Origin of the sequence: Pseudomonas sp. W2-17 (genome assembly GCF_041060445.1) — a bacterium.
Lineage (GTDB): Bacteria > Pseudomonadota > Gammaproteobacteria > Pseudomonadales > Pseudomonadaceae > Aquipseudomonas.
This window is the reverse complement of record NZ_JAUFNS010000008.1, coordinates 228,194-251,189: the sequence shown is the minus strand read 5'-3', so window position 1 is coordinate 251,189 and position 22,996 is coordinate 228,194. Positions and strand designations below refer to the sequence as shown.

The following is a 22,996-nucleotide window of genomic DNA, read 5'->3' as shown; positions in this document are numbered from 1 at the left end:
CGCCACTCAATCCTTGCCCGCTTCGCTGTTGCAGCCGGCATTCGCCGATCCGGTGCTGGATGCCCAGCGCAGTTTTCGCGCCGCCCTCAAGGCGCTGGCCGGTCCCGGTGTCGCCCAGAGCCTGGTCGCCACGCAAACCCCGCCGCACCTCGAAGGCCTCGCCGCGGCCAGCCACGCCCTGTGCCTGGCCTTGCTGGACATCGACACGCCCCTGTGGCTCGCGCCGACGTTCGACACCCAGGCCATTCGCGCCAACCTGACCTTCCATTGCGGCTGCCCGATCGTCAGCGACCGGCAGAACGCCCGCTTCGCGCTGCTCGACGACAGCCAGCTGCACGACCTCAGCGGTTTCGACCTGGGCAACGATCGCTATCCCGATCAGTCCTGCACGCTGCTGGTCCAGTTGCCGAGTCTGCAGGGCGGCACGCAACTGGCGTGGCATGGACCGGGCATCGAAAGCAAAAACCACGTCAGCCTGCCGTTGCAGGAAGCGTTCTGGCAGGAGCGCGAAGCGCGCAATGACTTCCCGCGGGGCATCGACGTGTTCTTCGTCGCGGGCAATGAATTGCTCGGCCTGCCGCGCAGCACCCAGGTGCTATTCAAGACTCAGCCGTCAAGAGGGGTGGCCTGATGTACGTCGCCGTCAAGGGTGGCGAACAGGCCATCGACAATGCTCACAAACTGCTGGCCAAACAGCGCCGGGGCGACACCTCTGTCGCCGAACTGGGCGTGGAACAGATCCGTCAGCAATTGCCGCTCGCCGTCGCCCGGGTGATGACCGAAGGATCGCTGTACGACGCCGAACTGGCGGCGCTGGCGATCAAGCAATCGGCCGGCGACTTGGTCGAAGCGATCTTTCTGCTGCGCGCCTACCGCACGACGCTGACCCGCTTCAGCGCCAGCCTGCCCATCGACACCTCGGCCATGCAGCTCAACCGTCGCCTGTCGGCCACGTTCAAGGACGTCCCCGGCGGTCAGTTGCTGGGCCCGACCTTCGATTACACCCATCGTTTGCTGGATTTCAGCTTGCTGGCCGAAGGCGAGTTTCCTGGCCCTGAAACCCAGGCCGACGCAACGGTTCAGGCCTGTCCGCGGGTCTCTGGCCTGCTCGCCAGAGAGGGCCTGATCAAGGAAGAACAGGACACCGGCGCGCCGGTCGCTGACATCACCCGTGAGCCGCTGGAGTATCCCGCCAGCCGCGCCGAACGCCTGCAGGCGCTGGCCCGGGGCGACGAAGGTTTCCTGTTGGCCCTGGGTTATTCGACCCAACGGGGCTATGGCCGCAATCACCCGTTTGCCGGCGAAATTCGGGTCGGTGAAGTGGAGGTGTGGATCGAGCCGGAAGAGCTGGGCTTCCCGATCTCCATCGGCGCCATCGAGGTGACCGAGTGCGAAATGGTCAACCAGTTCGTCGGTTCCGCTACCGAGTTGCCGCAATTCACTCGCGGCTATGGCCTGGCCTTCGGGCACGCCGAACGCAAAGCCATGGGCATGGCGCTGGTGGACCGTTCGCTGCGCGCCGGTGAATACAGCGAAGAAATCGTCTCGCCGGCCCAAAAGGAAGAGTTCGTGCTCGCCCACTGTGACAACGTCGAAGCCGCCGGTTTCGTCTCGCACTTGAAACTGCCGCACTACGTGGACTTCCAGGCCGAACTGGAACTGATCCGCAAACTGCGCACGCCCTCCAGGGAGCAGGCCCAATGAATGCCGCCACGCCACCATGCCCACAGCTATTACCGCCGACGCCGCGAGACGAGGCCTACAACTTCGCGTATCTGGATGAACAGACCAAACGCATGATCCGTCGCGGCCTGCTCAAGGCCGTGGCGATTCCCGGGTATCAAGTGCCCTTCGGTGGCCGCGAAATGCCGCTGCCCTATGGCTGGGGCACCGGCGGCATGCAACTGACCGCTGCGATCCTCGGCGCCGAGGACGTGCTCAAAGTCATCGATCAGGGCGCCGACGACACCACCAACGCCGTGTCGATTCGCCGTTTCTTTGCCCGCACCGCCGGCGTCGCCACCACCGAGCGCACCCCCGAAGCGACGATTATCCAGACCCGCCACCGCATCCCGGAAACGCCGCTGCACGCCGATCAGATCATGGTCTATCAGGTGCCGATTCCCGAGCCGCTGCGCTTCATCGAACCGTCGGAAACCGAGACCCGCACCATGCACGCGCTGAATGATTACGGCGTCATGCACGTCAAGCTCTACGAAGACATCGCCACCTTCGGCCACATCGCCACGGCCTACGCCTACCCGGTGACCGTCGACGAGCGCTACGTCATGGACCCGTCGCCGATCCCCAAATTCGACAACCCGAAACTGGACATGAGCCCGGCGCTGATGCTGTTCGGCGCCGGCCGCGAGAAGCGTCTTTACGCAGTGCCGCCGTTCACCCGCGTCACTAGCCTCGACTTCGAGGATCACCCTTTTGAAGTGCAGAAGTGGGCGCACAACTGCGCCATCTGCGGCAGCCACGATTCGTTCCTCGACGAACTGATCCTCGACGATCAGGGGACCCAGAGTTTCGTCTGCTCGGACACCGACTACTGCGCGCAACGGGTCAGTCAGGGGAGGGCCGCCCAATGAACGCTGCTCAACAGATCAACCGGGATGCCGTCAGCGATCAAACCCAGCCGCTGCTGAAAGTGCGCGGCCTGACCAAGTTGTACGGCCCGGAGAAAGGCTGCCAGGACGTCAGCTTCGAGCTCTATCCCGGGGAGGTGCTGGGCATCGTCGGCGAGTCCGGCTCGGGCAAATCGACGCTGTTGTCGCTGCTCAGCGGCCGTTGCCCGCCCGATAGCGGCGTCATCGATTACCGCCTCGCCGACACCCACAAAAGCGCCAGCCAATGGCTGGACCTGTACAGCGCCAGCGAGGCCGAACGGCGCACCTTGCTGCGCACCGAATGGGGCTTCGTCGAGCAGAATCCCCGCGACGGCCTGCGCATGGCGGTGTCGGCCGGCGCCAACATCGGCGAGCGGCTGATGGCCCAGGGTGTGCGCAATTATCAGGCGCTGCGGGCGGCGGGGCTGGACTGGCTCAATCAGGTGGAGATCGACCCGTCGCGCATCGACGACTTGCCGCGGACCTTTTCCGGCGGCATGCAGCAGCGCCTGCAAATCGCCCGAAATCTGGTGTCCGGCCCACGGCTGGTGTTCATGGACGAGCCCACGGGCGGCCTCGACGTCTCGGTGCAGGCGCGCTTGCTCGACCTGATGCGCGGGCTGGTGCGCGAGCTGGACCTGGCGGTGGTGATCGTCACCCACGACCTGGCCGTGGCCCGCCTGCTCGCCGATCGGCTGATGGTCATGCGCCGTTCCCACGTGGTGGAAACCGGGCTCACTGATCAGATCCTCGACGACCCGCAACATCCGTATTCGCAGCTGCTGGTGTCTTCGGTGCTGCAGCCATGATCCGCCTCTCGGGATGCCTTCAATGAACACGCTGATCGAGGTCCGTGACCTCTCGAAAACCTTCACCCTGCACCAGCAGAATGGCGTCGTGCTTAACGTGCTGCGCGGCCTGAATTTCTCCGTCAGCGGCGGCGAATGCCTGGTGCTCCACGGCCATTCCGGCGCCGGGAAAAGCACGCTGCTGCGCACTTTGTATGGCAACTACCTGCCGGCCGGCGGCAGCATTCGCGTGCAGCATCAGGGCGAGTGGCTGGAACTGGTCGGCGCTGCCCCCCGAGAGGTGCTGCAAGTGCGCCAGCAAACCCTCGGTTACGTCAGCCAGTTTCTCCGGGTCATCCCGCGCGTCGCCACCGTCGATGTGGTCATGGAACCGGCGCTGGCCCGGGGCTGGAAACGCGAAGACGCCCAAGCCCGGGCCGAACATCTGCTCGCCCGGCTGAACATTCCCCAGCGTCTGTGGCAATTGGCGCCGGGGACGTTTTCCGGTGGTGAACAGCAGCGCGTCAACATCGCACGCGGCTTCATGGTGCCGTGGCCGGTGATGCTGCTGGACGAGCCGACCGCGTCGCTGGACGACGGCAATCGCCAGGTGGTCCTCGAATTGATCAATGAAGCGAAGAGCGCCGGCGCTGCGGTGATCGGCATCTTCCACGACCGACTGGCCCGGGAAGCGGTGTCCGACCGCCACCTGGACATGACCCCGCCCGACCTTGATCCGCAGGCCTCACTGGCATCCATGGCATCGAGCCCGAAGGAGACCGAACAATGCTGAACGAACAGATCCTGACCCACGCAAAGATCGTCACCGCCGAGCAGGTCTTCACCGGCACCGTGGTGCTGCGCGACGGGTTGATCAGCGAAGTCGACGACAGCATCAGCCAGCTGTCCCAGGCGCAAAACCTCAACGGCGATTACTTGCTGCCGGGGCTGGTCGAGCTGCACACCGACAACCTGGAAAAACACCTCAGCCCGCGCCCCGGCGTGGACTGGCCGTCGGCCTCGGCGGTGATGAGCCACGACGCGCAAATCATCGCGGCAGGCATCACCACGGTGTTCGACGCGCTGTCCATCGGCGACGTCAATCCCAAGGGCAAGCGCATGCAGCAACTGCCGGGCATGGTCGACGCGATCGCCAAGGCCAGCGCCGCCGACATGACCCGCGCCGAGCACCGCCTGCACCTGCGCTGCGAGGTCTGCCACCCCGACACCCTCAGCGTGTTCCGCGACCTGGTCGAGCAACCGCTGGTGCAGCTGGTGTCGGTGATGGACCATTCGCCGGGCCAGCGCCAGTTCGCCCTGGAATCCAAGTACCGTGAGTACTACATGGGCAAATACCACCTGAGCAGCGAGCAAATGGACGCCTTCATTGTCGAGCAGGTCGCCAATTCGAAGACCTACAGCGACCGTTATCGCCGGGCCATCGTCGACATCTGCCTGGCGCGCGGGCTGTCGGTGGCAAGCCATGACGACGCGACACTGGCCCACGTCGAGGAGTCGGCGGCCTACGGCATGAGCATCGCCGAGTTCCCGACCACTCTTGAAGCGGCGCAGGGCTGCCGGCGTCTGGGCATGAGCGTGTTGATGGGTGCGCCGAACATCGTTCGCGGCGGCTCGCACTCGGGCAACATCGCGGCGGCGACTTTGGCCGAAGAAGGGCTACTGGATATTCTCTCCAGCGATTACTATCCGGCCAGCCTGTTGCAGGCGGCGTTCACCCTGGGTGCCCAGTTGGATGAGTCGCAGGTGTCAGCGGGTGCGTCGACAGGCGCCGGGCTGGCCCGTGCGGTCACGACGGTCAGCCTGGCACCGACCCGTTCGGCGGGCTTGCACGATCGCGGGGAGATCCGCGTCGGCCTGCGCGCCGACCTGATCCACGCCCGGGCTCTGGGCACACTGCCAATCATTCAACAAGTCTGGCGACAAGCGAAGAGGGTGTTCTGATGGCAGGCAGGTTGATCTATCTCATCGGGCCGTCGGGTTCGGGCAAGGACAGCCTGCTGGACGCGGCCCGCGAGGCATTGGCCGCGCGGGACTGCCGCATCGTGCGGCGGGTCATCACCCGTTCGGCGGAAGCCAAGGGCGAAGCGGCCCAGGCCGTCAGCGTCGAGCGTTTCGAGGCGCTGCAGGCCGAGGGCGCGTTTGCACTCGACTGGTTCGCCAACGGCCTGCATTACGGCATCCCCAAAGAGATCGATCAATGGCTGGCCGACGGGCACGACGTGCTGGTCAACGGCTCGCGCGGCCATCTGCCCCAAGCGCGGGCGCGTTATCCATCGCTGTGGGTGGTGTTGCTGACGGTGGATCAATCGGTGCTGCGGGATCGATTGCTCCGCCGGGCACGGGAATCGGCCGAAGACATCGAAACCCGACTGGCACGCAATGCCCAGTTTGCTGACGATTTACAGGTCAGTGACCCTTCGCTGATCGTGCTAAACAACTCCGGCGTGCTGGAGCAAACCGTTGCCCGATTGTTGCAGCGACTGGAGCGAACCCCCGCATGCGCCTGACCCTGCTCGGCACGGGGGATGCGCGGCAAGTGCCGGTTTACGGCTGTGAATGCGCAGCCTGTCGCGCCGCCCATGCCGACCCACGTCTGCGTCGACGCCCGTGCTGCGCGCTGGTGGAACTGGGCGAACAACGCTGGCTGATCGACAGCGGCCTGCCCGACCTCACCGAACGCTTCCCGCCGCGCAGCCTCAGCGGCATCCTGCAAACCCACTACCACGCCGACCATGCCCAGGGCCTGCTGCACCTGCGCTGGGGCCAGGGGCTGGTGATCCCGGTCCACGGCCCGGTGGACCCGGAGGGATTGTCGGACCTGTACAAACACCCCGGCATCCTTGATTTCAGCCAGCCGTTCATGCGCTTTGAAAGCCGCTCGATGGGCGAACTGCAAGTCACCGCACTGCCGCTGCTGCACTCCAAACCGACGCTGGGTTATCTGCTGGAAGGCGGCGGCAGGCGCATCGCCTATCTCACCGACACCGTCGGCTTGCCCCACGACACCCAGGCTTTTTTGCAACGCCAGGCGCTGGATGTGCTGGTCCTCGACTGCTCCATGCCGCCGCAACCGCAGACGCCGCGCAACCATAACGACCTGAACCTGGCGCTGCAGATCATTGAAGCGCTCAAGCCCGATCAGGCCGTGTTGACCCATGTCGGGCATACGCTGGATGCGTGGTTGGGGGAGCATGCTCATGAATTGCCCGACTACGTTCGCGTGGCGCGGGATGCAATGGAGGTCTGAACGGGGCGGACGGGGAGTCGTTTGGCCAGTCGTCCTATAACCACCTGTCGCCCATGTCGGTTAAACCTCGGTCCGGCTTCAACTTTTCCCTGTTATTGCCGTTGCAAATGTAGCCCTACATTTCCTTCGGAGCTTGACCATGTCTTTGATTCCCCGCCGTATTGCTGGACGAATGACCTTGGGGATCCTGACATTGCTGATTCTCACGGCCGTTGCGATTTTTGCGGTCATGACCCTGGGGGGCAAACCCCAACTGGTGGCCGCCGGCACCGAGTCGGCGGAGCAGTCAGCCAGCGCCATTACCCGTCAGCTGGCGTTGCCATTGAGCCGCATCGAGGGGACCGCTGCCGCCATGGCGCTGCTGGCGGAGACGCTGCCCCACGAAGAAACCCTGTACATGAACAATTTCCCCGGCTTGATCGACAGCCAGGGGGATTCCGCCATCGCCGGTGGCGGCGTGTGGCCGGAGCCCAACGCGTTTGCGGCAGGCACCGAGCGTCGCAGTTTTTTCTGGGCGCGGAACGCCGGCAATCGGCTGGACTTTTCGGACGAATACAACCAGGCCAAAACGCCGCCCTATCAGGCTGAGTCCTGGTACACCGGGGCCAAGTCTTCACCGGCAGGCCGTTGCGTCTGGTCCGATGCGTATCAGGACCCGGTCAGTGGCGTGGCGATGACCACCTGCAGCGTGCCTTATCGGGCGGCGGGCGCGTTCGCCGGCGTCGCGACCATCGACCTCAAGCTTGACGGTCTGGCGGCCTTCCTCAAAGAGAAGGGCGGCGTCACCGACGGCTACGCATTTGCGGTCGATCCTTCGGGGAATCTGCTGTATTTCCCCGATGCGAAAGGCACCAAGGGCCTGCTGACCATTACCGGTTTGAGCCAGGAGCAACCCTGGTTGAAGCCGGTGGCTGATCAGCTCGCGAGCAACGCCTCGGCCCTCTCGACCCTGAGGATTGAGCACGACGGTCGGCTCAACGGCCCGGCCTACGTCACGCTGGCGACCATGGCCGGCACGGGCTGGCGCATTGGACTGGTGACCCCGGAAGCCCGCGTCGTCGGACTGGCGAACCGCCTCACCGGACAGATTCTGTTGTTCCTGTTGCCGCTTTTAGGCGTGCTGCTGGGTCTGGCCTGGCTGGCCGGCAAGCGGTTGTTGGCGCAGCTGGAGGAAACCACCGCGCAGATATCGAGTCTGGGGCAGGGCGGTCAGACCGATACTCAACTGGCGATTTTGCGGGCCGACGAGATCGGCGCGCTGCGTGAGTCGGTTAACCGCTACGCCGGTTCCCTACGCGACATGCTGCACCGCATCGCCGAGGAGTCGGTGTCCCTGGAACGCCAGGCCAACGAGCTGGCGCAGCTGTCCCAAGGCGTCGCCGAGCGGGCCGAATCCCAGCGTCAGGACAACACGTTGCTGGCCACCGCGATCACCGAGATGTCGGCCAGTGCCAACGAAGTCGCCCAGAACACCACCGACTGCTCCGACACCGCCCGCCGTTCCCTGGGCGATGCGCAGAAAAGCCAGGATCAGGTCAACAGCAACAGCCAGTCCATCGAAGTGCTGGCAACGGACATTGCCGGCGCGGCGGGCGCCATCACCCAATTGGGTGACGACATCGAGCGCGTGGGCAGCGTGCTGGAAGTGATCAAATCGATCTCCCAACAAACCAACCTGCTGGCCCTGAACGCGGCCATCGAAGCGGCGCGTGCAGGCGAGCAGGGGCGTGGCTTTGCGGTGGTGGCGGATGAGGTGCGCACGCTGGCCGGGAGAACCCAGGCCTCGGCGAACGAGATTCAGGAGATGATCTCGCAACTGCGCCAGGCCTCCAGTGCGGCGGTCTCGACCATGCAGAATGGTGCCACGCGGACCCGGGAGTCGGTGCAGCAGGCGGTCAATGTTGCCGCCACACTGGGCACCACCGTCTTCAGCTTCGACGACATCGTCCAGCGCGCCCATCAGATCGCAGTGGCCGCGCAGGAGCAGAGCCACGTCACCCACGAAATCAACGAGCTGGCGGTGCGCATCCACGCCTCCAGCGAACAAGGCGCCCGGGACGCCGGCACCCTGCGCGAACTGGGCAAAGGCATGCAGTCGATCTCCGGTCGTCTGGGCGCATTGAGTCGCGGAGGCAACCAGGCCTGAGGCGCCTTGTGCGCTGTTCAGGCAGGGCGTGAGCACGATCAGAATCTTCAGCGTCCGAAACGCCGTCTTCGTGAGCAAGCTCACTCCCACAGGGATTGTGTTTGCCAGGAAATTGATGGCGCCCATACGGCCTCTTCCCGGCTGAAGCCGGTCCCACTAACACACCGCGTGCGGTCAGCCATCCTGTGGGACCGGCTTTAGCCGGGAAGCCTTTGATCTGCTTTTGATCTTCATACGCAAATAGCCCAGACGACACCAATCGCGACTTGGGTGCAGGCTGAACGCAGGTCTCGCGGAGTGGGCCGAGCGGCATGGATGCCGCGAGAGCCGCCCCCCGCCATGGATGGCGGATGGCGGCGGGCCCACGGAGCGAGACCGGAGTGAAGGAACCCTGACGAAGGAAGGGCCCAACCAGGAGCAAGCACCCTTGGTTACTTGGGGTGCTTTTCCAAGTAACTCGCCGAAGGCGAAACAGTCTGCCCCCAGGCAGACGCCCTTGATCTTGATCTTGATCTTGATCTGGCTTGAAATCTTGCCACGCGCAAACCAGTACATATCGACAATGCACATCCGCGATCCGGGACTACGCTCAACCTTCCCCCCCGCACCCTATCCCGAGGACCGCATCCCATGACCACCCTGACCCTGAAAGACGGCACCGAATTCTTCTACAAAGACTGGGGCACCGGCCAGCCGATCGTCTTCTCCCATGGCTGGCCCCTCGACGGCGACGCATGGGATGCACAAATGCTCTTCCTCGGCCAGCACGGCTACCGCGTCATCGCACACGACCGCCGTGGCCACGGCCGCTCCGGCCAGACCTGGGACGGCAACGACATGGACACCTACGCCGACGACCTCGCCCAACTGTTCGACGCCCTCGACCTCAAAGACGCCATCATGATCGGCCACTCCACCGGCGGCGGTGAAGTCGCCCGCTACATCGGCCGCCACGGCACCGCCCGCGTTGCCAAAGCCGTCCTCATCGGCGCCGTCCCACCCCTCATGCTCAAAACCGACGCCAACCCCGAAGGCCTGCCCATCGACGTGTTTGATAGCATCCGCGCCGGCTTCACCGCCGACCGCTCGCAATTTTTCAAGGACCTGGCCGTGCCGTTCTTCGGCTTCAACCGCGACGGCGTGAAAACCTCCCAGGGCGCCATCGACTCGTTCTGGTCCATCGGCATGCTCGGCAGCGTCAAAGGCGAATTCGATTGCATCAAGGCGTTCTCGGAAACCGACTTCACCGAAGATCTGAAAAAGATCGACGTGCCAACCCTGATCCTGCACGGCGATGACGACCAGATCGTCCCGATCGTCGCGTCCGGCTACAAGAGTCACGAGTTGGTCAAAGGCTCGGCGCTGCACGTGGTCAAGGGCGGCGCCCACGGCATGTGCACGGTTCAGGCGGAAGAAATCAACGCGATCCTGCTTGGCTTCATCAAGGGCTGATCAGCCTGGTTCAGCAAGGACTGGCGGTCTCAAGCGTGGAGGCTGCCAAGCGTTTCATGAGGCGCTGACAGCTCTGCCCCGAGGGTGTATTCAGCCGCCGGTCATGTTCATGAACCGCACCACCTGCACGTCATCGTTGAGCTCGAAGTTGTGCTTCCACGGTTTGAGCTGCATGGCGTTGACGATGGCTTTCTCGAGCTTCTCCGGCTGACCCGGATTGGCCCGCAGCACGGCTTTCAGATCAGCCGAATGCTCGTTACCCAGGCACAACAGCAAACGGCCTTCCACCGTAACCCGCACACGATTGCAGGTCGCGCAGAAGTTGTGGCTGTGGGGCGAGATGAAGCCGATGCGGATGTGCGGCGCTTCAGCCACTCGCCAGTAACGCGAAGGCCCGGAGGTGGTTTCAGTCGAGTGCACCAGGGTGTAGCGCTCGGCGATGCGCTCGCGGACCTGCTCGCTGGAGTAAAACGACTCGGCGCGGCTGTGCTCGCTGATCGTGCCCAGCGGCATCTCTTCGATGAAGGTGATGTCGACGCCGCGATCAATGGCAAAGGCCACCAGATCATTGATCTCGTGGTCGTTGCGGCCCTGCATCACCACGCAGTTGAGCTTGGTGCGCTCGAAGCCCGCGGCGTTGGCAGCGTCGATCCCGGCGATCACCTTGCTCAGATCACCGGTGCGGGTCAATTCCTTGAAGCGCGCCGGGTCGAGGCTGTCCAGGCTGATGTTGAGGCGCTTGAGGCCGGCTTCGAACAGCGGCACGGCGAGCTTGTCCAGCTGCGAGCCATTGGTGGTCATGCACAGTTCGCGCAGGCCGGGCAGGGCGGCGATGCTGCGAACCAGCCCGACGATGCCGGAGCGCACCAGTGGCTCACCGCCGGTCAGACGAATTTTCTTTGTGCCCAGCGCCACGAAGCGCTCGGCCAGTTGATGGATTTCTTCGAGGGAGAGAATCTGCTGACGCGGCAGGAACGTCATGTCCTCGGCCATGCAATACACGCAGCGAAAATCGCAGCGATCCGTGACCGACATGCGGACGTAATCGACCTTGCGTGAATAGCTGTCCATCAGGACTCGATCTGACATTGATTACTCTCGACAACGTGACGCGTGGCAGAAACAGGGTGCGCGCCCTGGTAGATGAGGCGCGCGGCTGCAGCGTTAAATCTGGCTGCCGGTCCGCTGCTCGATGATCGCAGCAGGGGCGCCGGCGGCCGAAGCCTGAATGGCTTTCGAATAGGACACGTAATACGCGAGCCCGACGAAAATTGCACCCCCCACGGCGTTGCCCAGGAACACCGCGACGAAGTTTTCAACGAAATCGGTCCAGCTCAGGGCGTCGGCAAAGATCGCCGCCGGGATCACGAACATGTTGGCGACCACGTGCTGGAAGCCGATGGCGACGAAGGCCATGATCGGAAACCACATGGCGACGACCTTCCCGGTCACGTCTTTGCTGGCGTATGACAACCAGACCGCCAGGCACACCAGCCAGTTGCAACCAATGCCGGAAATAAACGCCTGGCCGAAATCGGCGCTGGCTTTGGCCTTGGCGATGGCCAGGGTCTTGGCCAGATACGCACCTTCCGTCAGGCCCAGCACATGGCCGAAGAAGTAGGCGACGAACAGCGCGCCCAACAGGTTCGCGAAGGTGACCAGCGCCCAATTGCGCGCCACCGCCGACAGCGGCACGCGACCGGCGAACATCGCAGTGGGCAGGCTCATCATGTTGCCAGTCAGCAACTCGCCGCCGGCGAGGATCACCAGAATCAGACCCAGCGGAAACACCGCCGCGCCCAGCAGGTTGCCCAATGAGGCCCACTGCGGCGGGATCATCGTGCTGACGTGGATGTCCAGCAAAAAGCCCAGGGCGATGAACGCCCCGGCCAGAAAGCCCAGTACCAGGATCGCCGGGGTCGGCAGATGGGACTTCTTGACGCCGGCCTCGATGGTGATCTCGGCGATCTGCTGCGGTGTATTGATGGACATAGGCTTTCAGGCTCGCAAGCAATGAACCGCGCCACGACTGAATGAGCCGTGGCGCAAAAATGAAGGAGGGGTTCAAGCATCCAGTCTTGGTGCGCGGAGGTGCCAGCCGACACGACGCCGATCTCTGATGGCCGCGCTGCTGCGACGTTAAACCGCATGGCAGAGGACGCCCAAAAGACCTGATCAATTAGTGAGCACGCTACCGATCGGGGTCTTGAGCGTCCAATCGCTTGTTCCGATAGGGTCATCGACGCTGTCTATCACGAGGCTTTTAATCACACCGCCGGCTCTGCAGATGAAAGCGGTCGCGATCCCTGCGTTAGTTTTTGCTGTCCCTGGTGATGCTGCGCTCATAGCGCTCCAGCAGCGGCTGAATGCTGATGCCGTGCAAAAGAATGCTCAGCGCAACGACCGACAGGGTCAGGCTTATGGTGGTGTGGACCGCCTCGGTCGGCAGGCCATGGGTCAGCGCATAGCAGAGGTAATACAGCGTGCCGATGCCGCGAATGCCGAACCAGCCGACCAGCGCTTTCTGTGGCCGGGTGAGCAATTTGCCACTGATCAGCAGCCACACGCTCAAGGGTCGGATCACGCAGAACAACGCCAGGCCCAGGCCCACGGCGCGCCAGTCCCAGTAACTGGCCAGGGCCGCGCCGAGGAGGGTGATCAGCAGCACCTCCATGGCGCGCTCCACCAGGCTGCCGAACACCATCATGTCGCCCATCATCACGCCGGCGGCGAGTTGACTGTCGGACAGCGAATCACGGTCACCCATGATCGCCGACTCCGGGTCGCTGTGGGTGTGCCCCACCACCGGAATGGCCACGTGTTCCGACGGCACCTCCGACTGGGTGGTGTTGGATTCGGCGTGACGCATGCCGATGCCCGCCGCGAACACCGCCAGGAATCCGTAGGCGCCCAGGCCTTCGGCGGTGACGTAGGCAATGGCAATCAACGCCAGGGCGAGGAAGTCGTTGGGCGACAGGGTGCTGTCGGCGTTCTTGATGCGCAGGTAAATCATCAGATGCCCGACGCCACGGCCCAGGCCGTAACCGAGCATCAGCCCGACAGGCACGCCCCAGATGATGTTTTTAAGCAGCCAGCCCTGGGTCCAGTCGAAATCCGAAAAACCGTGGGTGATGAACATCAGGGCGAAAATCACGAAGGGGAACGCGGTGCCGTCGTTGAGCCCGGCCTCACCGGACAGGCCGAAGCGCACCCGGTCCAGGTCCTGGGCGCTGTTGACCTGCACAAGCCCGGCCAGCACCGGGTCGGTGGGCGAGAGCATGGCGCCGAGCAACAGCGCGATCGGCCAGGACAGGCCGAACAGGTAATGGGCGGTCAGGCTGACGCCGGCAATGGTCGCCAGCATCACCGGCCCGGCCAGCAAGTACGCCGAATGCCAGGCGCCCCGGTGCAGCGGCAGGCGCAGCTTGATGCCGGTGTTGAACAGGGAGAACAGCACAGCGATTTCGGTGAGGCGTTCCAGCCAGTGGCGCGCGTCGCGAACGTCGAGCTGCGCGATGTCCAGGCCCCAGGGTCCGATCGCGGCGCCAAACGCCAGACACACCGCCGACGTCGTGACCGGCAGCCAGCGCAGATAAGAAGAAGTCAGTGCCAGCAGCATCAGCAGGACACCGAAGACGGTCATGCAAAGAATGAAACTCATGCGGATACATCATCAGTCAATGGGCGGGAATGACTGTGTGACTGTGTGAGGGAGGGATAGTTGACACAAATGTGGAATGGATTCCGTGACCGGCGCACTGCCTTGCCTGGCGCCTGTCGCTCGATCTGACCCATACGTATTTCCCGACTAGACTGTGCGCCACCCCCTCACCTGGACCAAGTCCCCATGGCCTTCGATTGGCACAGCGAATCGCTTTCCCGAGACACCCCTGTCACCCAGGATTACCGCAACACCCAGAACGTGCGCCGGTTCATGACCGCGCAGTGCGGGCCGGCCTTCAAATTCGACCGCGACTTCATGGCATGGATACGCAACGACAGCGCCAAGACCCTGGGCGATGTTGCGGATGAGTGGCAGCGGCGCCACGGCCATAAAGCCTGATGAGAGCGAGAGACAGCATGTTCAGATTATTTGCGTCCGACAGATCCGGCTCGGCGGCCATAGAGATGGCGCTCACGCTGTGCGGCGCTGATTACCGCTTGATGGGCGAAACCTCATGGGAAGCCGGTGCAGGACAGGACGAACTGAAACGCCTGAACCCGTTGATGCAGGTGCCGACGCTGGTCATCCCCGGCGGCGGAGTGCTAACGGAAAGCGCGGCCATCCTCACGCACCTGGGCCTGGCCTTTCCGCTGTCCGGCCTGCTGTCTTCAGAGATCCTTGAGCGTGCCCAGCAACTCCGGGCCCTGGCGTACCTCACCACCAATTGTTATGCGTCCATCGGCCTGATCGATTATCCGGAGCGGTGGCTGCCTGACGCCGAGCCTGGCCAATTAGACCGATTGGTCGCAGGCGCCCGGAGCAAGCTGCACAGCCAGTGGGAGGTGTTCGCCGATGTGTTTTACAACCCGGTGGCCTGGCATCCCCATGCCCCAGGCGCCGTCGAAACTCTCGCCTGCGTGATCAGCCAGTGGAGTGGGGCGCGGGAACACCTCCGGGCATCCCGCCCCGAGTTTTATGGGTCCCTGGAAGTCGTCGATCATCACCCCGTTATCAAGGCGGTGCTGCAGCGGCACGGTTGGAGAGGTGAGATAAGCGGGTGATGAATCACAACCAAGACTGGCTGCGCAGCTTCGCCGGGCTGATGCCCATGCGCAGCCGAAACGCCGTCGCCATATGCGCCTGGGAGCTGAAGCCGCAGGCGTGGGCGATCTCCGCCAGTCGCGCGCTTGAATCGCGCATCAGGGCCCGGGCCTTCGCCATACGCCGGTCGATCAGGTAACTGTGGGGGCTCTTGCCCGTGGTGTGCTTGAACGCCCGAATGAAATAACCCTCGGACAACCCCAACATCTGCGCCATGGCCTGCACCCCCAGCGGGCCATCGATGCCGGCGTCGATGAACTCATCGAGTCTGCGCATCCGGCTGCCGTTGATCGAGCCTTGCAGCGGCGCGTCGAAAGCGCTCTTGTTATCGGCCCGTTCAGCAAGGGCCAGCGCCCAGCCCTCCCAGTCATCCGCCGCCGAGCGCTGCAACAATGCCGCGCGCATCCTCATGGCCAGGACGATCGATTGAGCATCAATGCGGTTGTTGAAGGCGTGATCCCCCGTCAGAGTAAGCCCGTCGGTGCGCAGCAGCCGCAGGTATTCACCGCCCGTGGGCGACTCCGACAATACGTCGCACCCGGCGGGCACGAATGCCAGGCCGTTGGGCACCGCGTCGAAGGGCTGCACCCGGTCGCTGCCGATGGCGTGCAGGCCGCGCTGGCTTTCGAAGGCAAAGCCGATGGCCGCCTGGGTCGCCACATAGCGGGTGGCGTAACCGGCGGCAGGCAGCAATTCGATCATCCACGGGCCTGCCTCGACACGGCGAACCGGTTCGGACGGGAGCGGGTGAGGCGAGCGTTTTGTCGGGTTCATGGCCTTCATAGTAATCAAGTGATTGGGCAAAAGTCAGGTCAGTTTTATGAAAGCCGGCGCGGCGAGCGTCTGCCTAGACTGGGCCACATTTTCGAGGAGGAGGCACCCCCATGCACGGGCTGACACGCGACGATATCGAACAGGCCGCTCGCCAGGTTTACGAGGTCATGCCGCCGACCGCTCAATATGCCTGGCCGTTGCTGGCTGAGCGGCTGAACAGCACGGTGTGGGTCAAACACGAAAACCACACGCCCACCGGAGCGTTCAAGGTGCGCGGCGGGATTACGTTCGTGCACTGGCTCAAGCGCACTTACCCGACCGTCAGAGGCATCGTCACGGCAACGCGGGGCAATCACGGGCAAAGCCTGGCGCTGGCTGCCACTGCGCTGGGCTTGAGTGCGCTGATCGTGGTGCCGGAAGGCAATTCGCCGGAAAAGAACAACGCCATGCGTGCCCTTGGCGGCACCGTCATCGAATGCGGCCGGGATTTCGACGAAGCCCGGGAAGAGGCCGCGCGGTTGGCGGACCTGCATGGGCACTATTTGGTCCCGCCATTCCACATCGAGTTGCTCAAGGGCGTGGCCACCTATGGGCTCGAGTTGTTCATGGCCGCGCCGGATCTGCACACGGTTTACGTGCCGATCGGCTGTGGTTCGGGCATTTGCGGCGTCATTGCCGCCCGTGACGCGCTGGGGCTGCAGACCCGGGTGGTCGGCGTGGTCTCTACCGAGGCAGCGGCCGCCAAGTGGTCGTTCGAGGAAGGCACTATTTTGCAGACCCCGTCGGCGAACACCTTCGCCGATGGCCTCGCCGTGCGCCGGCCCATTCCCGCGGCCTTCGCGATCTATCGAACCGGGGCGGAGCGCATTGTCGCGGTCAGCGAGGAGGAAATTGCCGAGGCCATGCGTGTCTATTACACCGACACCCACAACCTCGCGGAGGGCGCGGGGGCCGCTGCACTGGCGGCGCTCATCCAGGAGCGCCGGGCCATGGCGGGGAAGAAAGTCGGGGTCATTCTGTCCGGCGGCAATGTGGACCGTGCGGTGTATGCCGGGGTGATCGGCTGAAGCGGGAAGCTGCAAGTTGGAAGCGGTTCAGCGGCGGCCGGTCAGCGGGGTATTGGGTGGAAGATGTAATCGTCGCTGGGTGAGTCAGCCAGGGGCACGGACTGAGCGTGGAGATACTCCCTCAAGGCCGGGTCTTCTGCCTTGATCTGCCAGGCTTGAGCAGCGGGACCGGCATTGACCTCAGCGCTTTCGCAGGCGGCGAGCAGTGTTTCGACCGAGGGCTGGTGAATCACCAGACCGTTGCCTTTCCAGCCGGCAACGGTCAGGCCGAGGCTTTCGCACACTGCCACTTTGCGTCGGGCATCGTCGCGGTCGGTTTGACGCGATTGCTGGACCAGCATTGCCAACCCCTGATCCGACGCCAACAGGCTGCCCTGCTGCCAGCTTTCCGGCGGACAGTCCTTGGCTTCAGGTTTCAGCTCAATGAAAGGGCTGATCTCCATCGGGTAGATCCGGCACACCAGCGGCCGCTCCAGATACACCGAGCACAGCCCGTTCGGTCGCAGGTTCGGGCATTCAGGGATCGCGTTGGCCGCCAGAATCACCGTCACCCGCAGCGTGCCTGAACCGCCGGTGACCGGTGCGGATCGCCCGGCGTTGTAGGCATATTCGGGTGAGTCGACCGGCCAGAGTGAATCGTCGAATGCCTCAAGCAATACCCCCACAGGATCGCCGCGTTTCAGCCAGGTCACGGCTTCGCTCAGGGTCAAGGGCACGAAGCGGCCGCGACAGCACGCGCCACAGCCGACGCATTCGAAGCGCACGTCGGGGTCGACGCCCGGTGAGTTGGCTGTAGAGTGGGTTTCTGATGTTTTGCTATCCATGTCACCTGGGCCGCGTATTCGTTGGGCGGGAATCATACGGAGATTAGCGAATTCCCGTCAGTCCGGTCGTTGTGGGCCGCCGCCAGTGGGACCATCGCCAGCCCTCACAGTGCACGGAATCTGCAAGTGGGAGCGGCCCCAGCCGGGAAGACGTCAGACGTCGCACCCTTTACGTGAGGTGTTCAGACTGGCCGCTTCCCGGCTGAATCAGGTCCCACTGGTGTGGAACCATGGATCAGCGTCCCACGTTTTGCTGCAGGTGCGCCGGGTAGCGGTCGCCGACGATCTGGATCTGCTGCAGGGCTGATTCGATAGCGCCCAGGTCCGCCGCGCTCAGCACGATGTTCGCCGCGCCGTTGTTTTCTTCGAGACGATGCAGCTTGGTGGTACCGGGGATCGGCACGATCCATGGCTTGCGCGCCAGCAACCAGGCCAGGGCAATCTGCGCCCGGGTCGCGCCCTTGCCGTCGGCGATCTGGCCGATGACCTGCACCAGTTGTGCATTGGCGCGGCGGTTTTCTTCGGAGAAGCGCGGGACCTTGTTGCGGAAGTCGTCTTCGCCGAACGTGGTGCTGTCGTCGATCGCGCCGGTCAAAAAGCCTTTGCCCAGCGGACTGAACGGCACAAAGCCGATGCCCAGCTCTTCGAGTACCGGAATCAGGTCTGACTCGGGCTCGCGCCACCACAGTGAGTATTCACTCTGCAACGCGGCCACCGGCTGGACGGCGTGGGCACGGCGGATGGTTTTTACACCGGCCTCTGACAGGCCGAAATGCTTGACCTTGCCTTCGGCGATCAGCGCCTTGACGGTGCCGGCGACCTCTTCAATCGGTACATTGGGGTCGACGCGATGCTGATAGAACAGGTCGATGCAGTCGGTGTTGAGGCGCTTGAGCGACGCTTCCGCGACGGCACGAATGTTCTCCGGGCGGCTGTCGAGCCCCTGGGCGACGTCGCCGTTCTTGAAGCCGAATTTGGTGGCGATGACGATCTGCTCGCGAAACGGCGCCAGCGCTTCTCCCAGCAGGGTTTCATTGGTGAACGGGCCGTACGCTTCGGCGGTGTCGAACAGGGTGACGCCCGAGTCGAATGCCGCGCGAATCAGCTGGATTGCGGCGGCCTTGTCCATTGCAGGGCCGTAGGCATAGCTGATGCCCATGCAGCCGAGGCCAATGGCTGAAACCTCGAGGCCGCTGTTTCCGAGAAGGCGAGTTTGCATCGGTGTTCTCCTTTGTCCAGGTGAGGAGTCACCGTATATTGCTGTGGCAGGTTCAACAATATGGAGTTCTCTTCAAGAGCTATTGAGGGTAATTCACAAGTGATCCGCGCCGACCTGCCTGAACTGACGTCTTTCATCGCCATCGCCGAGCAACGCAGCTTCAGTGCGGCGGCGCGGATGCTGGGCGTGTCACCGTCGGCGCTCAGTCACCCGATGCGCAACCTCGAAGCGCGGCTGGAGATGCGCCTGTTCAATCGCACCACGCGCTCGGTTGCCCTGACCGAGGCGGGCGAGCAACTGCTCAATGGCGTGCGGCCCCTGATTGCCGACCTGGCCAATGTCGTCAATGAGGTCACCTCGTCAAGGGCCACCCCGTCCGGCTCCATTCTCATCAACGCCTCGGAATTATCCCTGCGCCCGCTGATTCGGCATGTGCTGCCAGACTTCACCAGGCGCTATCCGCAGATTCACATCGAATTCGTCGTCGACAGCACGCAAATGCTCGCCGAGTGGAGCCCCAACTATTCGGGGCTGTGCCTGTATTACCCCGCAAACCGCCATCCGCCCATGGCCTTGCGGTTATTTGTGCAGGCGGTGCGGGAGTGGGCGGGGCAGGAACCACGTAACGACGTCGTGTGAATCGGCCCCGTGAGCGGCGTCCTGTACGTGCTCAACTCATCCAGTTGCCGCCGTCGACGTTGTAGGTCTGGGCGACGACGTAATCGCTCTCGGCGGACGCGAGAAAGATCGCCATGCCGGTCAGGTCTTGGGCAGTACCCATGCGGCCGTAGGGCACTTCGGCACCGACCAGCCGTTTCTTCTCGCCCAATGGCCGGTTCTCGTGTTTGGCAAACAGCGCGTCCACACCATCCCAGTGCTCGCCGTCGACGACCCCCGGGGCGATCGCATTGACGTTGATCCGGTGCGTGATCAGGTTCAGTCCCGCTGACTGGGTCAGGCTGATGACCGCAGCCTTGGTCGCGCAGTAAACGCCCACCAGTGCCTCGCCGCGCCGGCCGGCCTGGCTCGCCATGTTGATGATCTTGCCGCCATGACCCTGGGCGATCATCTGCCTGGCCGCCGCCTGAAGGGTGAACAACGTGCCGGCCACATTGATCGAGAACAAGCGCTCGTAACTCTCGCGAGTGATCTCGGTTATCGGTGCCAGATCAAACAATGCAGCGTTGTTGATCAGGATATCCAGCTTGCCGGTGGTGGCGACGACGGCCGCAATGGCCGCGTCGATGGACGATTGATCGGTGACGTCCATCCTCACCGCGTAGGCACTGGCGCCCAGTTCGGTGGCGGTCTGGGTCGCGCGCTCCAGATTGATGTCGGCGATGGCCACTGTCGCGCCTTCGCGAATGTAGGCTTCGGCGTAGGCCCGCCCGATACCCCGGGCTGAGCCTGTGATCAGTGCGCTTTTACCTTCGAGTCTTTTCATTGAAAGAGTCATCCGTCATGCAGAAAGAGGCGGCAGCTGGCTGCCGACAGGGCATTTATTTTTTCGGGTAACCGGCGCGTTTCATTTCCCGCTCCGTCGTCGACTGCGCCGCAGCGAGGGCTTGCTCGACGGAGGTCTGGCCGGTGAGCGCTGCCGAGAAGAGTTTGCCCACCGACGTGCCGATGGCCTGGAATTCCGCGATGGTCACGTACTGGATACCGACATAGGGCACGGGCTTGGCCGAGGGGTGGGTCGGGTCAGCGTGCTTCATCATCTCCAGTGTCACTTTGGCGAACGGCGCGGCCTTGAGATAGGCGTCGCTGTAGGTGGAAGTGCGGGTGCCTGGCGGCACGTTGGTGATGCCATCCTTCTGCGCGACCAGCTGGATATATTCCTTGGAGGTGGCCCAGGTGGTGAACGTCTTGGCGGCATCTTTGTGTTTGGAGGTCGCCGGGATCGCCAGGGACCATGCGTACAGCCAGGACGAACCCTTGTCGGTCACTTCAACGGGCGCCGGGGCGAAACCCACGCTGTCCACGACCCGGCTCTGTTCTTTGTCGGTGGTGAACGAGCCTGCCACGCTGGCATCGACCCAGATCGCGCATTTGCCGCTGTTGAACAGCGCCAGGGTTTCATTGAAGCCGTTGCTGGAGACGCCGGGCGGGCCGTAGTTTTTCAGCGTATTGACGTAGAAGTTGGCAGCGGCTGTCCACTCGGGGCTGGTCAATTGGGGTTGCCATTGTTCGTCGAACCAGCGGGCGCCAAACGCGTTGGCCATGGTGGTCAGCAAGGCCATGTTCTCGCCCCAGCCGGCCTTGCCCCTCAGGCACATGCCGTACTGACCCTGATCCGGGTGATGCAGTTTGGCGGCGAACTCGCCGAGCTGGGTCCAGGTCGGGTGCTCGGGCATGCTCAGCCCGGCCTGTTTGAACAGGTCGGTGCGGTAATAGGTCACCGTGCTCTCGCCATAGAAGGGCAATGCATACAGGGTGTCGTTGACCGACAGGCCCTGACGCACGGACGGGATGATGTCGCCCAGGTCGTAGCCGGCGGGCAAATTTTTCATCGGCTCCAGCCAGCCTTTTGCGCCCCATAGTGGCGTCTCATAGGTGCCGATGGTCAGCACATCGAACTGGCCGCCCTGGGTGGCGATGTCGGTGGTCAGCCGTTGGCGCAGGACGTTTTCTTCGAGCACCACCCAATTGAGCTGGATGTCCGGGTGCTGCTCTTCGAACACTCTGGAGAGCCGCTGCATGCGGATCATGTCGTTGTTATTGACGGTGGCGATGGTGATCGTTTCGGCAGCCTGACTGATGCCCGCCAGGGACAGACCAGCAGACAGCAGCAGCGCGTGATGGGTGATCTTCATGGTGATCTCCATTCCACGCCGATGGCGCGGAATCGTTATTGTTGTTTTTGAGCACTGCCGGTCCCTCTGACGTCTCACTTCGGGGCAGTGGCGTGCCGATTACAGCAGCTTGCACGCCCTGCAACAAACACGCTGAGGATGTCCCGCTGATGCTTTTTTAACCGTGCAGCCTAACCCTGCGCCAGGGTAAAAAAGTATCAGCGCGCAGTGACAGGCGAGGTGGAGCAGGGGGATGCAACAGGCGTATGGTGCGTGGACGCTCGCGCCAACAACGACAAAAAAGGGGCAGACCATGCCTGAAAGCCGAACCGCCTTATTCGAGCAGCTCCCTGCCGAACTGGAAATCATCCTGCCGGCGCCCCAGCAGAGTTTTCGCTGGTACGAGCACGACTATCCCTATGCGCTCGCGCGCTGGAATCATCACCCCGAGTACGAAATTCATCTGATCCGCAAAGGCAGCGGCAAACTGGTGGCGGGCGATTACATCGGCGCCTTCGGCCCCGGCCATGTCGCGTTGATCGGGCCTGATCTGCCCCATGACTGGATGGGCGATCTTGCGCCGGGGGAGCACCTGCAAGGCCGGGACGTCGTGCTGCAATTCGACGGCGCTACGTTGCTGGCGCTGCGCGAAACGCTGCCTGAACTGGGTGAATTGCAGGGGTTGTTTGACCGCGCCCGCCGCGGGCTGGAATTTACCGGCGGGACAGCAATGCAGGCCGCCGAGCTGCTTGAACGCATCGGCACGGCAAACGGCTTGCAACGGTTGCTGCTGTTTCTCGATCTGCTCAACACCCTGAGCACAGCGCCTGCCCGTGAAGCCCGCACGCTGGCGAGTGCGTGTTACGCGCCTGCTCTGGATGCCAAGAGCGCCGAGCGCGTTCACCGTGCATTCGAGTACCTGCAACGGGAGCTTACGGGGGACATCAGGCTGTCAGTGATCGCCGAGCGACTGCACATGAGCGAGCCGGGGTTCTCGCGGTTCTTCAAGCGCGCGACGGGCCACGGGTTTATCGACCTGATGCGCAAGCTGCGCATTCAGAAGGCCTGTCGGTTGTTGCTGCAGACACAGATGTCCATCGCCGATGTCTGCTTTGAAGTGGGCTACATCAACCTGTCGAACTTCAATCGACACTTCCGTTACGAGATGAACCAGACGCCGTCGGACTACCGAAGAGGCACGGCAGCGACGTTGTTCAACTTGAACACGTCGAAGGCGTCGTAGTTATTCTTCATCACACCTTCTATCGAATGTCGCAAGCGAGGCACTG

At 63.4% G+C, this 22,996-nt stretch carries 23 protein-coding genes; 15 read left to right on the top strand and 8 right to left on the bottom strand.

Features of this window, described 5'->3' with window-relative positions; genetic code table 11:
• The first annotated feature begins 13 nt into the window (after positions 1-13).
• The 10 genes from phnH to QWI20_RS12820 all read left to right on the top strand — a co-directional run bounded on the left by phnH (position 14) and on the right by QWI20_RS12820 (position 10,266).
• Positions 14-631, top strand: a complete 618-nt coding sequence (phnH, locus tag QWI20_RS12865) for a phosphonate C-P lyase system protein PhnH (RefSeq protein ID WP_369305802.1) — start codon at positions 14-16, stop codon at positions 629-631.
• Positions 631-1,704, top strand: a complete 1,074-nt coding sequence (locus QWI20_RS12860; RefSeq protein ID WP_369305789.1) for a carbon-phosphorus lyase complex subunit PhnI — start codon at positions 631-633, stop codon at positions 1,702-1,704. Before phnH ends, QWI20_RS12860 begins: the two co-directional genes overlap by 1 nt.
• Entirely contained in the window at positions 1,701-2,594 is an 894-nt protein-coding gene (locus QWI20_RS12855; protein ID WP_369305787.1) for an alpha-D-ribose 1-methylphosphonate 5-phosphate C-P-lyase PhnJ, read from the top strand. Before QWI20_RS12860 ends, QWI20_RS12855 begins: the two co-directional genes overlap by 4 nt.
• Positions 2,591-3,421: a phosphonate C-P lyase system protein PhnK gene (gene phnK, locus QWI20_RS12850; protein WP_369305786.1), complete on the top strand. Its 831-nt coding sequence runs from the start codon at positions 2,591-2,593 to the stop codon at positions 3,419-3,421. Before QWI20_RS12855 ends, phnK begins: the two co-directional genes overlap by 4 nt.
• A gap of 22 nt (positions 3,422-3,443) precedes the next feature.
• The gene (gene phnL, locus QWI20_RS12845; protein ID WP_369305785.1) at positions 3,444-4,193 is read left to right on the top strand and encodes a phosphonate C-P lyase system protein PhnL; all 750 of its coding nucleotides are present in this window, start codon (positions 3,444-3,446) and stop codon (positions 4,191-4,193) included.
• Positions 4,187-5,362, top strand: coding sequence for an alpha-D-ribose 1-methylphosphonate 5-triphosphate diphosphatase (locus tag QWI20_RS12840; protein WP_369305784.1), 1,176 nt, complete (start codon positions 4,187-4,189; stop codon positions 5,360-5,362). Before phnL ends, QWI20_RS12840 begins: the two co-directional genes overlap by 7 nt.
• On the top strand, positions 5,362-5,928 hold the full coding sequence (phnN, locus tag QWI20_RS12835; RefSeq protein WP_369305782.1) for a phosphonate metabolism protein/1,5-bisphosphokinase (PRPP-forming) PhnN: 567 nt from the start codon (positions 5,362-5,364) through the stop codon (positions 5,926-5,928). Before QWI20_RS12840 ends, phnN begins: the two co-directional genes overlap by 1 nt.
• Positions 5,919-6,668: a phosphonate metabolism protein PhnP gene (phnP, locus tag QWI20_RS12830; protein ID WP_369305781.1), complete on the top strand. Its 750-nt coding sequence runs from the start codon at positions 5,919-5,921 to the stop codon at positions 6,666-6,668. The genes phnN and phnP overlap by 10 nt, the downstream gene beginning before the upstream one ends.
• A 139-nt stretch (positions 6,669-6,807) precedes the next feature.
• Positions 6,808-8,814 (top strand): methyl-accepting chemotaxis protein, encoded by a 2,007-nt coding sequence (locus QWI20_RS12825; RefSeq protein WP_369305780.1) that lies wholly within the window; start codon positions 6,808-6,810, stop codon positions 8,812-8,814.
• A 630-nt stretch (positions 8,815-9,444) separates the two neighbouring features.
• Positions 9,445-10,266 carry an alpha/beta fold hydrolase gene (locus QWI20_RS12820; protein WP_369305779.1) on the top strand — a complete coding sequence of 274 codons (822 nt, stop codon included), beginning with the start codon at positions 9,445-9,447 and terminating at the stop codon, positions 10,264-10,266.
• A gap of 90 nt (positions 10,267-10,356) precedes the next feature.
• On the opposite strand, the gene moaA is transcribed toward QWI20_RS12820, so the two are convergent.
• The 3 genes from moaA to QWI20_RS12805 all read right to left on the bottom strand — a co-directional run bounded on the left by moaA (position 10,357) and on the right by QWI20_RS12805 (position 13,927).
• Positions 10,357-11,355, bottom strand: coding sequence for a GTP 3',8-cyclase MoaA (gene moaA / locus QWI20_RS12815; protein ID WP_122535803.1), 999 nt, complete (start codon positions 11,353-11,355; stop codon positions 10,357-10,359).
• 75 nt (positions 11,356-11,430) lie between these two features.
• Positions 11,431-12,258, bottom strand: coding sequence for a formate/nitrite transporter family protein (locus tag QWI20_RS12810; protein ID WP_369305778.1), 828 nt, complete (start codon positions 12,256-12,258; stop codon positions 11,431-11,433).
• Positions 12,259-12,577: 319 nt separating this feature from the next.
• Positions 12,578-13,927 carry a cation:proton antiporter gene (locus QWI20_RS12805; RefSeq protein WP_369305777.1) on the bottom strand — a complete coding sequence of 450 codons (1,350 nt, stop codon included), beginning with the start codon at positions 13,925-13,927 and terminating at the stop codon, positions 12,578-12,580.
• A gap of 186 nt (positions 13,928-14,113) precedes the next feature.
• Between QWI20_RS12805 and QWI20_RS12800 the strand changes: the two genes are divergently transcribed.
• Positions 14,114-14,329 (top strand): DUF6434 domain-containing protein, encoded by a 216-nt coding sequence (locus tag QWI20_RS12800; RefSeq protein ID WP_369305776.1) that lies wholly within the window; start codon positions 14,114-14,116, stop codon positions 14,327-14,329.
• Between the two features lie 17 nt (positions 14,330-14,346).
• The gene (locus QWI20_RS12795) at positions 14,347-14,991 is read left to right on the top strand and encodes a glutathione S-transferase family protein (protein ID WP_369305775.1); all 645 of its coding nucleotides are present in this window, start codon (positions 14,347-14,349) and stop codon (positions 14,989-14,991) included.
• 4 nt (positions 14,992-14,995) lie between these two features.
• Here QWI20_RS12795 and QWI20_RS12790 read toward each other — a convergent pair whose 3' ends face one another.
• Positions 14,996-15,805, bottom strand: a complete 810-nt coding sequence (locus QWI20_RS12790) for a helix-turn-helix transcriptional regulator (RefSeq protein WP_369305774.1) — start codon at positions 15,803-15,805, stop codon at positions 14,996-14,998.
• A 110-nt stretch (positions 15,806-15,915) separates the two neighbouring features.
• On the opposite strand from QWI20_RS12790, the gene QWI20_RS12785 reads away from it, so the two are divergent.
• Positions 15,916-16,872: a threonine dehydratase gene (locus QWI20_RS12785; RefSeq protein WP_369305773.1), complete on the top strand. Its 957-nt coding sequence runs from the start codon at positions 15,916-15,918 to the stop codon at positions 16,870-16,872.
• 41 nt (positions 16,873-16,913) lie between these two features.
• On the opposite strand, the gene QWI20_RS12780 is transcribed toward QWI20_RS12785, so the two are convergent.
• Both QWI20_RS12780 and QWI20_RS12775 read right to left on the bottom strand, forming a co-directional pair.
• Positions 16,914-17,696 carry a YkgJ family cysteine cluster protein gene (locus QWI20_RS12780; RefSeq protein WP_369305772.1) on the bottom strand — a complete coding sequence of 261 codons (783 nt, stop codon included), beginning with the start codon at positions 17,694-17,696 and terminating at the stop codon, positions 16,914-16,916.
• 235 nt (positions 17,697-17,931) lie between these two features.
• Entirely contained in the window at positions 17,932-18,915 is a 984-nt protein-coding gene (locus tag QWI20_RS12775) for an aldo/keto reductase (protein WP_369305771.1), read from the bottom strand.
• A 99-nt stretch (positions 18,916-19,014) separates the two neighbouring features.
• Between QWI20_RS12775 and QWI20_RS12770 the strand changes: the two genes are divergently transcribed.
• Positions 19,015-19,554: a LysR family transcriptional regulator gene (locus QWI20_RS12770; RefSeq protein WP_369305801.1), complete on the top strand. Its 540-nt coding sequence runs from the start codon at positions 19,015-19,017 to the stop codon at positions 19,552-19,554.
• A gap of 31 nt (positions 19,555-19,585) precedes the next feature.
• Here QWI20_RS12770 and QWI20_RS12765 read toward each other — a convergent pair whose 3' ends face one another.
• Both QWI20_RS12765 and QWI20_RS12760 read right to left on the bottom strand, forming a co-directional pair.
• Positions 19,586-20,359 carry an L-iditol 2-dehydrogenase gene (locus QWI20_RS12765; protein WP_369305770.1) on the bottom strand — a complete coding sequence of 258 codons (774 nt, stop codon included), beginning with the start codon at positions 20,357-20,359 and terminating at the stop codon, positions 19,586-19,588.
• Positions 20,360-20,414: 55 nt separating this feature from the next.
• The gene (locus tag QWI20_RS12760) at positions 20,415-21,728 is read right to left on the bottom strand and encodes a sugar ABC transporter substrate-binding protein (RefSeq protein WP_369305769.1); all 1,314 of its coding nucleotides are present in this window, start codon (positions 21,726-21,728) and stop codon (positions 20,415-20,417) included.
• Between the two features lie 292 nt (positions 21,729-22,020).
• Between QWI20_RS12760 and QWI20_RS12755 the strand changes: the two genes are divergently transcribed.
• Positions 22,021-22,950 carry a helix-turn-helix domain-containing protein gene (locus QWI20_RS12755; RefSeq protein ID WP_369305768.1) on the top strand — a complete coding sequence of 310 codons (930 nt, stop codon included), beginning with the start codon at positions 22,021-22,023 and terminating at the stop codon, positions 22,948-22,950.
• Positions 22,951-22,996 lie beyond the last annotated feature (46 nt).